7 protein-coding genes and 1 other RNA gene are annotated in these 12,259 nt (G+C 67.1%); 4 read left to right on the top strand and 4 right to left on the bottom strand.

Annotation, left to right across the window (positions count from 1 at the left end; all coding sequences use genetic code 11):
• Positions 1–28: 28 nt before the first annotated feature.
• The 3 genes from ACSQ3O_RS16345 to trxA form a co-directional block, all read right to left on the bottom strand.
• A complete protein-coding gene (locus ACSQ3O_RS16345) occupies positions 29–283 on the bottom strand; it encodes a type B 50S ribosomal protein L31 (RefSeq protein WP_056163725.1) in 255 nt (84 codons plus the stop codon).
• Positions 284–375: 92 nt separating this feature from the next.
• A complete protein-coding gene (gene rho, locus ACSQ3O_RS16340) occupies positions 376–1,638 on the bottom strand; it encodes a transcription termination factor Rho (RefSeq protein ID WP_137748287.1) in 1,263 nt (420 codons plus the stop codon).
• Between the two features lie 278 nt (positions 1,639–1,916).
• On the bottom strand, positions 1,917–2,249 hold the full coding sequence (gene trxA / locus ACSQ3O_RS16335) for a thioredoxin TrxA (RefSeq protein WP_008906761.1): 333 nt from the start codon (positions 2,247–2,249) through the stop codon (positions 1,917–1,919).
• 110 nt (positions 2,250–2,359) lie between these two features.
• Here trxA and ACSQ3O_RS16330 point away from each other — a divergent pair, with 110 nt between their 5' ends.
• From ACSQ3O_RS16330 to ACSQ3O_RS16320, 3 genes are read left to right on the top strand one after another with little or no spacing between them, the layout of a single operon-like run.
• The gene (locus ACSQ3O_RS16330) at positions 2,360–4,957 is read left to right on the top strand and encodes a PD-(D/E)XK nuclease family protein (RefSeq protein ID WP_436139679.1); all 2,598 of its coding nucleotides are present in this window, start codon (positions 2,360–2,362) and stop codon (positions 4,955–4,957) included.
• Positions 4,954–8,460, top strand: a complete 3,507-nt coding sequence (locus tag ACSQ3O_RS16325) for a UvrD-helicase domain-containing protein (protein ID WP_436139678.1) — start codon at positions 4,954–4,956, stop codon at positions 8,458–8,460. The genes ACSQ3O_RS16330 and ACSQ3O_RS16325 overlap by 4 nt, the downstream gene beginning before the upstream one ends.
• 57 nt (positions 8,461–8,517) lie before the next feature.
• On the top strand, positions 8,518–9,885 hold the full coding sequence (locus tag ACSQ3O_RS16320) for a TIGR03862 family flavoprotein (RefSeq protein ID WP_436139677.1): 1,368 nt from the start codon (positions 8,518–8,520) through the stop codon (positions 9,883–9,885).
• Positions 9,886–9,992: 107 nt separating this feature from the next.
• On the opposite strand, the gene ffs is transcribed toward ACSQ3O_RS16320, so the two are convergent.
• An RNA gene (ffs, locus tag ACSQ3O_RS16315) (signal recognition particle sRNA small type) lies at positions 9,993–10,089 on the bottom strand.
• Positions 10,090–10,187: 98 nt separating this feature from the next.
• Here ffs and dnaX point away from each other — a divergent pair.
• Positions 10,188–12,254, top strand: coding sequence for a DNA polymerase III subunit gamma/tau (gene dnaX / locus ACSQ3O_RS16310; protein ID WP_436139676.1), 2,067 nt, complete (start codon positions 10,188–10,190; stop codon positions 12,252–12,254).
• The last annotated feature ends 5 nt before the right edge of the window (positions 12,255–12,259 follow it).

Raw genomic sequence — 12,259 nt, 5'->3', positions numbered from 1 at the left:
GCCTTTTTGGCGGGAACGCAGGGGCGAATTACTTCGCTGCGGTCTTGCCGAAACGGTTGCGGAAGCGCTCCACGCGACCACCCATGTTGTCCACGGACTTTTGCGTGCCGGTGTAGAAGGGGTGCGATTCAGAGGAGGTGTCCAGCTTGAACAGAGGATATTCCTTGCCTTCGAAGGTTTCGGTTTCCTTGGTGTTCACGCACGAACGGGTCACGAACTTGAAGCCGTTGGACAGGTCCGAGAACAGAACTTCGCGGTAGTTGGGGTGAATGCCTTCTTTCATGATCTTCCTTTGAGTCAACTGCGGGAGCCGCACCGGCCAGTCCGATGTACTTTCCGCAAGAAAAAGCCCTCTATTATTGCACAGGCTGAGAATCAGCCCCCGCGACGCATCATGTCGAAGAAGTCCACATTGGTCTTGGTGGCCTTCATGTTCTTGATCATCAGCTCCATAGACTCGATCTCGTCCATGTTGTACATGAACTGGCGCAGGATGCGGGTCTTCTGCAGGATCTCTGGGGCCAGCAGCAGTTCTTCGCGGCGCGTGCCGCTCTTGTTGAGCTCGATGGCGGGGAACACGCGCTTTTCGTACAAGCGGCGGTTCAGGTGGATTTCACAGTTGCCCGTGCCCTTGAATTCTTCAAAGATCACTTCGTCCATGCGGCTGCCGGTATCGACCAGCGCCGTGGCGATGATGGTGAGCGAGCCACCTTCCTCAACTTTGCGCGCAGCGCCAAAGAAGCGCTTGGGTCGCTGCAGCGCAGCCGCGTCCACACCGCCGGACAGCACCTTGCCGCTGGAGGGCACGACGTTGTTGTAGGCGCGGGCCAGGCGGGTAATGGAGTCCAGCAGGATCACCACGTCCTTTTTCAGTTCGACCAGGCGTTTGGCGCGCTCGATCACCATTTCGGCCACATGCACGTGGCGGGCGGCAGGCTCGTCGAAGGTGGAGGCGATGATGTCGCCCTTCACCGTGCGCTGCATTTCGGTCACTTCTTCAGGGCGCTCGTCCACCAGCAGCACCATCAGGTGCACATCAGGGTTGTTGGCCGTGATGGCGTGGGCGATGTGCTGCATCATCACCGTCTTGCCGCTCTTGGGCGGTGCGACGATCAGCGCGCGCTGGCCGCGGCCAATGGGGGCGATGATGTCGATGATGCGGCCGGTGATGTTCTCGTCACCTTTGAGGTCGCGTTCCAGGCGCATCTGTTCCTTGGGGAACAGTGGCGTCAGGTTTTCGAACATCACCTTGTGCTTGTTCTGCTCCGGTGGACCGCCGTTGACCGAGTCCAGTTTAGTGAGGGCAAAGTAGCGTTCGCCGTCCTTGGGCGTGCGCACTTCGCCTTCGATCATGTCGCCGGTGTGCAGGTTGAAGCGGCGCACCTGGCTGGGGCTGATGTAGATGTCGTCGGTGCTGGCGGTGAAGCTCGTGTCGGGGCTGCGCAGAAAGCCGAAGCCGTCAGGCAGGATTTCCAGCACGCCATCCGCAAACACCTGTTCGCCTGCCTTGGCGCGCTTCTTGATGATGGCAAACATCAATTCCTGTTTGCGCATCCGGCCCGTATTTTCGATTTCGAGTTCTTCGGCCTGCTTCAGGACTTCAGACACGTGCAGTGCCTTGAGTTCGTTTAAGTGCATGGAATGACTCCTTGGCGGAGCTGGTAAGAATCTTGGGGGAGGGGGCTGATGCCGGATGGGCTGCTGTTTGCAGGCCCGGCTCGCCGGGGATCTTGGTCCGGCTGCCAATGCGTGCAGACCGGTGATCGAGAGGAATTATGACAGGAAAAAAAGCAGGTGCTTCAGGGGCGCGCAAAGGAGGGGATCACTGCATATGCCCTCTGGCGCACGGCGCGCGCCGCAGTATCCTAAAAAAAAGCCCCGCAGGCAGAACACCGGCGGGGCTTTCGGGGGAGCAATCAGGCCAGTTGCTGGTCGATGAAGGCGGTCAGTTGCGCCTTGCTCATAGCGCCCACCTTGGTAGCGGCCAGTTGGCCGTCCTTGAACAGCATCAGGGTGGGAATGCCGCGGATGCCGAACTTGGCGGGGATCTCGCGGTTTTCGTCCACATTCATCTTCGCGATTTGCAGTTTGCCCTGGTAGGTGCCTGCAACTTCGTCGAGGATGGGGGCAATCATCTTGCAGGGGCCGCACCACTCGGCCCAGTAGTCCACCAGCACGGCGGAGCCGGGTTGGAGCACGTCGGCTTCGAAGCTGGCGTCAGAGACATGTTTGATGAGTTCGCTGGCCATGGCGGAATTCCTTGATTTTGGGCGGGTTGCGACCGGTGTACGTTTAAAGTCAGGGCATTGTGACAGAAACCAATCCCCCATTCACCGATATGGCCGGGGCTTGCGACGCTATGACTGTCATAGCGAAAAGCGATCAGGGCACCGGCTTGGGCGCAGCCCTGTGGCATGCCGCACTGGCCCAGGTGGCCGCGCATGCGAGGGCCCATGGCGCCTATTTGGCGCGTACCGTGGTGCTGGTGCCTTACGCCCAGCTCATGCCCTGGGCCCAGCGCCACTGGGCGCTGCAGTTTCCGCAGGGTTTTGCACCGCGTTTCGAAACCACCCGCAACTGGGCGCGCCAGCTGCAGGGTTTTGAGCCATCGGCCGACGACTTTGCGGGCGACGTGGCGCGTGACACCCTCACGGCCCGGGCCTTGCTGGAGCGTGTGGGGCAGGGCGCCCAGCGCGAAATGCTGGCCACGCCATTGCAAGAAGCCGCAGCCCAACTGGCGCCCGCCGTGGCGGCCGTGCCCCCGGCGCAGCGCGCGGCTTGGGGCGAAGAAGCACGCCAGCTGCTGGCCACCGCCGACGAAGGCAGCAGCCTGCACTATGAAGCCCTGGTGGCGCGCTTGGCGCTGGAATGGGTGCTGGCCTCGCGCCACGCCACCGACGTGCTGTTCGAGCCCGGAGTGCGCGCATCGGTGGATGCGCTGGTGGTGCTCGAAGGCTTTCAATCCGACGCACTGACCCCGGCCCTGGTGACGCATTGGGGTGCGCAAGGCATTTGCGTTGCGCTGCCTTCGTTGGTTGATGAAAGTCCCGCGCCACCCCAGCGCGCTTTGCATGCTGCCACCGATGCCGAAGACGAAGCCCAACGCGCTGCTGCCTGCGTGCTGGCCCATGTCCGCGATGGTCGCGTGCCCGTAGCCCTGGCCGCCACCGACCGCGCCCTGATCCGCCGCGTGCTCGCCCACCTGGACAGCAGCGGCGTGCTGGTGCGCGATGAGAGCGGCTGGATTCTGTCCACCACACGCGCCGCTTCGCGGGTCACGGCCGCGCTGCAGGCTGCGGCGTGGAATGCTTCATCCAACGCGGTGCTGGACTGGATCAAACACACCCCTGCGCTGATGCCGGGCGAGGTCAATCGCCTCGAGCAATGGCTGCGCAAGGGCGTGGTGCAGCACTGGGCTGCCGCCACCGCGCGGGATTTGAGCGCCCAGCCCCACCTGGCCCGCACTCTGGCCACGGTGGAGGCCTGGCGGGAATCCCTGCGCGCCGCGCGCCCGCTGGCGCAGTGGCTGCCCGCCCTGCGCGCCGTGCTGGAGCAAGCGGGCCAGTGGCAAGGCCTGCAGGCCGACCCAGCCGGCATGCGCGTGCTGGCCGCACTGCGTCTGCAAGACGGCCAGCAGGCCGAGCTGGACGCCTGGGGTGACAGCGCAGGTCGCCGCATGGCACTGGCCGAATTCACCCGCTGGGCCAAGGACGTGCTCGAAGCCGGGCGCTATGTGGCCGCGCAAGCCGCCGATGCGCCCGTGGTGGTGGTGCCCTTGCCGCAGCTGCTGGCCCGCCCCTTTGCTGCCGCCGTGCTGCCAGGCTGCGATGAAAAGCGCCTGCAGGCCGCACCCGAGCCTGCCGGTGACTGGTCTCAGGCCCAGCGCGAGGCCTGGGGCCTGCCCACGCGCCAGTCGCTCGAAGCTGCCCAGCGGGCCGCCTGGGCCCACGCCCTGCGCACGCCCGTGGTGGATGTGCTGTGGCGCACCGGCGACGAGGGCGGCGAGCCCCTGCTGGCCAGCGCCCTGGTGCTGGCCCTGCAATTGGATGGTGCCGCTACTCCCGGCACCGATGACCGTGCGGCCCGCGCAGTGGCCGCCACCCCCACGCTGCGCCCCCAGCCCGTGGGCCATGCGCTGCCCGTGGCGTACCTGTCCTCCACCGCGTATTCCGATCTGCGCCACTGCCCCTACCGCTTCTTTGCCCAGCGCCAGCTGGGTCTGCGCGAGGCCGACGAACTGGATGCCGAAGTGGACAAGCGCGACTTTGGCAACTGGCTGCACGCCGTGCTGCAGCACTTTCACGAGGCGTTGCTGGCTGAGCCCACCGACCACCCGGACGAGCGCCGCACCCGCATGGACGCCGCCGCCGAGGCTGTCACCCGCGAACAGCGGCTGCAAGACGGAGACTTTCTGCCCTTTGCCGCAGGCTGGGCGCAACTGCGCGACGGCTACCTGCAATGGCTGGCAGGGCACGAGCAGCAGGGCGCCACCTTCCGCCAGGCCGAGGTCAAGGCGCGCCAGCCGCTGGGCGATCTGGAGCTGGTCGGCACCCTCGACCGCATCGATGGTGTCTCGTCTACCGGCGAGCCCACGGTGCTGGTGATTGACTACAAAACCGAAAGCGACAGCGTGACCCGCCAGCGCATCAAGAGCGGAGCGGAGGACACGCAACTGGCCTTCTACGCCGCCCTGCTGAGCCACGACACCCTGCGCGCTGCCTACGTCAACGTGGGCGAGCGCGGCGAGACGCAAATGCACGAACAGGACGAAGTGGTGCACCTGCGCGATGTGCTGGTTGAAGGCATCCAGCACGACATGGCCCGCATCGCCGCCGGTGCGCCGCTGCCCGCGCTGGGCGAGGGCTCGGTGTGCGAGTTCTGCGCCGTGCGCGGCCTGTGCCGCAAAGACATGTGGGCAGACGCCGAGCAGGTGCTGCCAACGCCAGAGACGCCATGACCGAGAGTACCGACCAACCCGTGCAGGCCGCGTATGAACACAACGGCCGCCCCGTCTCGCGCGAGGCCTTCTACGCCATTGCCTGCGACCCCGCGCGTAGCGTGGCGGTGGAAGCCTGCGCGGGCGCGGGCAAGACCTGGATGCTGGTCTCGCGCATGCTGCGCGCGTTGCTGGACGGCTGCGCGCCGCATGAGATATTGGCCATCACCTTCACCAAAAAGGCGGCGGGCGAAATGCGCCAGCGTCTGCAAGAGTGGCTGGAGCAGTTCAGCCACAAGCCGCTGGAAGAACTGACGGTCGAGCTGATTGCACGCGGAATCAGCCCCCAGGGCGCATTGGAAAAGCGCGAGGCGCTACAAAATTTATACCGCCAACTGCTGGAGGCTGGCCGCCCGGTGCAGATCCGCACCTTCCATAGCTGGTTTGCTGCGCTGCTGGGCACGGCCCCGCTAGCGCTGCTGCAGCAGCAAGGCCTGCCCGCGCACTTTGAGCTGCTGGAAGACGATGCCGAGGCCGTGCGCGAGGTCTGGCCGCCTTTCCTGCAGACCGTGGCCGACAGCGCCAGCCTGCGCTCCGATTACGAAGCCGTCGTAGCCCGCCACGGCCGCTCGCAAACGCACAAGGCGCTGGCCGCTGCGCTGGCCAAGCGCGTGGAGTTTGACCTGGCCGACGAGGCGGGCGTGGTCGATGCCTCGGTGCCGCCGTTCCAGCAGGCCTACCCCGAACTGGCTGCTCTGACTGAGCCGGCCGAGGCCCTGCAGACCGAGGCCGCCCAGCAACGTTGGCGTAACTGGGCCAGTGCCCTGGGCGCCGAGTCCAACAAGACCCCGCAAAAGGCGGCGGACGCCATCATCGACGCGCTGGCCTGCCCCGACCTGAACCAGCGCCTGGACATGCTGCGCAAAGCCATGTTCGTCGCCAAGGAAGACCGCCTGTCGAAGAACCTGGAGAAGTTTCCCGCCGCGCAAGAGGCCGAGCCCGAGCTGCAGCGCCTGCTCACTGCCCGCCGCCAGCACGAGGCCTGGCTGCACCAGCAGCGCATGGCCCGGCTGGCGCGCTGCCTGATTGCGCAGTTCGTGGCGGTCAAGCAGCAGCACGGCTGGGTGGACATGAACGATGTGGAGCGCACGGCCTTGGTCATGCTGGCCGACCCGGTGCTCAGTGGCTGGGTGCAGGAGCGGCTGGACGCCCGCATCCGCCACCTGCTGGTGGATGAGTTCCAGGACACCAACCCGCTGCAGTGGCAGGCGCTGCACGCGTGGCTGGCGGGCTATGCAGGCTCGGGTGGTGGCTCTGCCGCGCCCAGCGTGTTCATCGTGGGCGACCCCAAGCAGAGCATCTACCGCTTTCGCCGCGCCGAGCCGCAGGTGTTCATCGCCGCGCAGGCCTTTGTGCGCGACGGGCTGGGCGGCGACCTGCTCAGCTGCGACCACACGCGCCGCAATGCGCAGGGCGTGATTGCTGCCGTCAACGCCGTCATGGGCCAGGCCCAGGCGCAGCAAGAGACCAGCGGCTTTCGCGACCACACCACCGAATCCAAACACCAGGGCCAACTGCTGCGCCTGCCTGCCATCACCGATGACGACGATGCGGGCGATGGAGGCAGCGCGGCGCGCGACCCGCTGGCCTGGCGCGACAGCCTGACCGAACCCCGCCACGAAGCCGAAGAAACCCAGCGCATGCGCGAATGCACGCAGGCTGCGGCCTGGGTGGCCGCGCAGATCGCCAGCGGCACGCCGCCCAAAGAGGTGCTGGTGCTGGCCCGCAAGCGCGACCGCCTGGCCAGCATGCAAGACGCCCTGCGCGCCCTGCACCTGCCCTGCGTGCAACCGGAAAAGGCCGATCTGTTCGACGCACCCGAGGTGCAGGACATGGTGGCGCTGCTCGATGTGCTGGTCTCGCCCACGCACGACTTGTCGCTGGCGCGTGCGCTCAAGTCGCCGTTGTTCGGCCTGGGCGACGACGCCCTGGTAGACCTGGCCGTGCTGCGCCGCCAATCCGAACATGCAGGCAGCAGTTGGTTTGAATTGCTATTGAAAAGTGAGCTGCTGCCGCTTGATTTGCAAGCGCTAGGGCCTGTTTTGCTTCAATACCAAGCCTGGGTTGGCAGCCTACCGCCCCACGACGCGCTGCATGCCATCTACGAACACGGTGATGTGCTGGCACGTTTTGCTGCTGCGGCCCCAGCCACTCAGCGCCAAGCGGTGCAGGCCAACCTGCGAGCTCTGCTGGCGGCTGCGTTGCAGCACGATGGTGGCCGCTACCTCACGCCCTATGCCCTGGTGCGGGCCATGAAAAAAGGCGGCGTGCGTGCCCCTGGCCGGGCCGATGCGCAGGCCATTCGCCTGCTGACAGTGCACGGCGCCAAGGGGCTGGAGGCCGACTGCGTGCTGTTGCTCGACACCGACACCCGCCCGCAGAAGGCCGAAACCATGGGTGTGCTGGTGGACTGGCCGGGCGAGCAAACTGTGCCCTCGGCCTTCGTCTTTCTGGCCAGCGAATCGAATCCGCCGCCCAGCGCAGAAGCGGCGCTGGCCGCCGAGCAGCAGGCCCGCAGCCGTGAGGAGCTGAACATGCTCTACGTGGCCATGACGCGCGCCAAACATTGCCTGGCGCTGTCGTCCGTGCTGCCCAGCAACTCGGCCCTGGGTAGCTGGTGGAACCGGCTGGCCCCGCTGGTGATCGAGGTGGATGTGGGCACCGCCCAGGCGCCTGCCACCGGGGCAGGGGCGGCCGCCGACACCTTCACCATGGCTGCGTTGCCGTCCTTGCCCGAGGCCTTGCAAAGTGCCCGCACCAAACCGGGTGCAGCGGCCGCCGCCGACCCCAGCGGCGCCACGCCCGTGGCCATGCCCGGCGATGGCGACTCCACCCCCTTGTCGCGCCAGGGCGACGCCATGCACCAGCTGCTGGAGCAGGCCGGTGTGGCCGGCGCCCCGCTGGCCGACCTGCGCGCCCAGGGGTGGCCCGCTGCGCGATTGGCCCGCCTGGCTGCCGACCACGACATTACTCCCGCCGCCGCCGAGCAGGCCGCCCGCATGGCGCAGGGCATCCTGGCCGGCGAGGGCGCATGGGCGTGGGAGCCAACGCTGATTCGAACCGCCATCAACGAAGCCCCGCTGCACTACCAGGGCCAGAGCCTGCGCATCGACCGGCTGGTGTTGCGCCGCGCAGCGCAGGCCGAGGATGCTGCTGCGGGATGGTGGGTGCTGGACTACAAAAGCGCCACCCAGCCCCAGCGCCAGCAGGCGCTGGTGGCGCAGTTGGAGCGCTACCGCGAAGCCGTGTCGGCACTGATGCCGGGCGAGGCCGTGCATGCCGCCTTCCTCACGGGCGATGGGCGCATGGTGATGGTGGGCGATGCGCCGGACGGCGCAGGGGCGTCTTCCGCCAAGCCGCCTAGGGTCGGGCATACTCTCGCCCCCGCTGCGCCGGTCGCCCCGGCAAAGCCCGGGCGCGCCGCGCCGGGGCCTGCGGATTCACCGCAAGGCTCTTTGTTCTGACCGGTCCTTCCGGCCCCAACGCAGCGCGACGCCCCCATTTTTTAGCAAGGTCCTTTCGTGTCCCACACCCTTTCTCCTTCCGATACACCCACCCTGTCTGCGGAGACCTTGCAGTGCGATGTGGCCGTCATCGGCGGCGGCCCGGCGGGCCTGATGGCCGCCGAGGTGCTGGCCCAGGCGGGCGTGGCCGTGCACTTGTTTGATGCCATGCCGTCGGTGGGGCGTAAGTTTCTGCTGGCGGGCAAGGGCGGGCTCAACCTCACGCACTCCGAACCGCACGAGCCCTTTGTGGGACGTTATGCCGGGCGCGAGCAGCAGATCGAGCCGCTGGTCCGCGCCTTTGGCGGTCCTGAACTGCGTGCCTGGGCGCAGGGGCTGGGCGTGGAGACCTTTGTGGGCACATCAGGCCGTGTGTTCCCCGCCGACATGAAGGCCGCGCCGCTGCTGCGCGCGTGGCTGCAGCGCCTGCGCGGGCAGGGGGTGCTGTTCCACATGCGCCACCGCTGGCTGGGCTGGGCCGACGAGGGCGTGCTGCGTTTGGCTGCACCGGCAGGTGAAGTGCGCGTGGCAGCCAAGGCCGTGGTGCTCGCACTGGGCGGCGGCAGTTGGGCGCGCCTGGGGTCGGACGGTGCCTGGGTGCCGTTGCTGGCGCAGCGCGGCGTGGCTGTGGAGCCGTTGCGCCCCTCCAACTGCGGCTTTGATGTGCTGCGCGCCGATGCCCCGGTGGGCGAGACGCGCCGTGCCTTTCTGCAAGAACTGCTGGGCCGCACGCCCGCGCCCACGGTGGGCTGGACGCCACATTTTTCAGAGAAGTTTGTGGGCCAGCCCTTCAAGACCGTGGCGCTCAGCTTCACCGACAGCCACGGCCGCAGCTTCAGCCGCCGGGGCGAGTTTGTGGTCACGGCCACGGGGGTGGAGGGCAGCCTGGTCTATGCCGCGTCGCACCTGCTGCGCGACGAGGTGCAAGCCCACGGCCACGCCACGTTCCACCTCGATCTGTTGCCCGACCACAGCCCGGAGCGTGTGCTGGTGGAGGTGCGCCACCCGCGCGGCTCGCGCTCGCTGTCCAGCCACCTTAAGAGTCGCCTGGGGCTGGATGGCATCAAGGCCGGCATCCTTTACGAACACCTAGGCAAGGACGGCATGAACGACCCCGTGGCCCTGGCCCACGCGATCAAGGCCTTGCCCATCACCGTGGTGGCTGCGCGTCCGCTGGACGAGGCGATCAGCACGGCGGGTGGCGTAGCTTTTGAGGCGCTGGACGCACAACTCATGGCCACGGCGTTTCCGGGCGTGTTCTGTGCAGGGGAGATGCTGGACTGGGAGGCGCCTACCGGCGGCTACCTGCTCACCGCCAGCATGGCCAGCGGCCGCGTGGCGGGCGAGGGAGCGCTGCGCTGGTTGGGGCGGTCCGCAGGGGCTTGAGAAGGCGCTGCGTGCCGGTTGGGCGAGCCTGGCAGGCTTGCCCATGTGCGCTACGGAAATACTGGAGTGGGGCGTTTTTGCGCGAGCGCGCAAAAAAGAAAGAAGAAGTTGACGAGCCTTACCCCCGGCACTGACTCCACAGTTAGGGCTGCTTGGTTCCCCACCTGACCCGGTTGGCCGCTTCACCATGCGAGGAGGCCCGTCACCTTCGATTGTACGCTGGATGTGGGGTGCACTTCTCGACACGCTGCATTGTCCTGATGCCTGCAGGTCTGTCCGGCCCAGCCCGTAGAATCGCCCGCATGTCCTACCTCGTGCTCGCCCGCAAGTACCGCCCTCGCAATTTCACCGAAATGGTGGGGCAGGAGCATGTGGTCCAAGCCCTGTCGAATGCGCTGACCCAGCAGCGCCTGCACCACGCTTACCTGTTTACCGGGACGCGCGGTGTGGGCAAGACCACGGTGTCGCGCATTCTGGCCAAGTCGCTCAACTGCCAGGGGCCCGATGGCAACGGTGGCATCACCGCCACGCCCTGCGGCGTGTGCCAGGCCTGCACCGACATCGACAGCGGCCGTTTTGTGGATTACACCGAGCTGGATGCAGCCTCCAACCGGGGTGTGGACGAGGTACAAAGCCTGCTGGAGCAGGCGGTTTACAAGCCGGTGCAGGGGCGCTTCAAGGTCTTCATGATCGACGAAGTGCACATGCTCACCAACACGGCGTTCAACGCCATGCTGAAGACGCTGGAAGAGCCGCCCGAATACCTCAAGTTTGTGCTCGCCACGACCGACCCGCAGAAGGTGCCGGTCACGGTGCTGAGTCGTTGTCTGCAATTCAACCTGCGCCCCATGGCGCCCGAGACGGTGCTGGAGCACCTGACCCGCGTGCTGGCCAGCGAGAACGTGCCCGCCGAGCCGCAGGCGCTGCGCCTGCTGTCGCGCGCTGCGCGGGGCTCCATGCGCGATGCGCTCTCGCTCACTGACCAGGCCATCGCGTTTGGCAGCGGTCAGTTGCAGGAAGCCGGTGTGCGCCAGATGCTGGGTGCCGTGGACCGCTCCTATGTGTTCCGCCTCATTGACGCGCTGGCCCAAGGCGACGGCAAGACCGTGGTCGAAACCTCGGACGCGCTGCGCATGAACGGCCTGTCGGCCGCCTCCACGCTCGAAGAAATGAGTGCCGTGCTGCAGCGCATGGCCGTGTTCCAGGCTGTGCCGCAAATGGCCGGTGCGGTGGATGCCGACGACCCCGAGGCCGCCGAAACCGCCCGCCTGTCTGCGCTGATGCCCGCCGACGAAACGCAATTGCTCTACAGCCTGTGCCTGCATGGGCGTGGCGAGCTGGGCCTGGCGCCCGATGAATATGCAGCGCTCACCATGGTGCTGCTGCGCCTGCTGGCCTTCAAGCCCGTCAGCGGTGCAGGGGGCGCTGGCGAACCGGCTGAAAAAAAAACTCTGACGCGGCCTGAAACCGCGCCCGCAGGGGCTTCGGCGGCTGCGTCGGCACCTCTGGCGTCGCCACCGGCGTTGGCTCCGGCGCGTCCTGCGGCGTCTTCTGCCATGGCTGCGCCGGTGCCACAGCCCGCACCAGCGGTGCCCGCGCCGCCCGTTGCGGCCCCTGTTGTGGCACCCGCCGTGTCGGCTCCAGCTTCTGCCCCAGCAGTTGCCGTGCCAGCGCGGGAAGAAGCCTCCTCATCAGAAGGCGACGACGCTTCTTCGTCAGAGCCGCCGCCTTGGCCTGGGGCGGAGGACGATGCTGGCACCGCAGGCGGTGCACACGCGGTGCCAGCGGCGCTCGCAGCCGTCACGGCGTTGCCCGTGCGCGAGGTGCAGGGATTTGATCAGAATCGCGGCCCTGCGCGTGCTGATCAAGCGCAAGCAGCTCCTGAGTTTGTAGCAATCCCGGTGCGCGTAGCCCCCGAGCCCGGTGTGCGTTTGCAACCGGCTCCCCATTCCGCGCCTGTGCCTGCATCCGCACGCTACACGCCCACCGAAGAAGGCGATGTCTGGCACACCACGGTGCAGCAGATGGTCGCGGCTGAAGCCATCAACGCCCTGGTGCGGGAGCTGGCCCTGCAATCGCAACTGGTGGCGCGCGACGGTGGCCACTGGCTGCTGCGCGTGGAGCGCGAGTCGCTCAACCAGCCCACGGCGCGCGAGCGCCTGCGCGCGGCGCTGGAGGCTGCGGGCCACGCCACCCAGATCAGCGTCGAGGTGGGCGTGGTCATCGACAGCCCCGCCCGCCGCAACGCCGCTGCCGCTGCCAAACGTCAGCGCCGCGCCGAGGAAATCGTGCACAACGACCCCTTCGTGCAATCGCTGATGCGGGACTACGGCGCGAGAATCGTGCCGGGCAGTATCAAACCCGCGTGACCGAC

The sequence above is a fragment of the Acidovorax sp. LjRoot74 genome (assembly GCF_964254355.1).
In the GTDB taxonomy this organism is placed as follows: domain Bacteria; phylum Pseudomonadota; class Gammaproteobacteria; order Burkholderiales; family Burkholderiaceae_C; genus Acidovorax.
The sequence above is the reverse complement of the archived record's forward strand: the minus strand, read 5'-3'. Positions and strand labels throughout refer to the sequence as shown.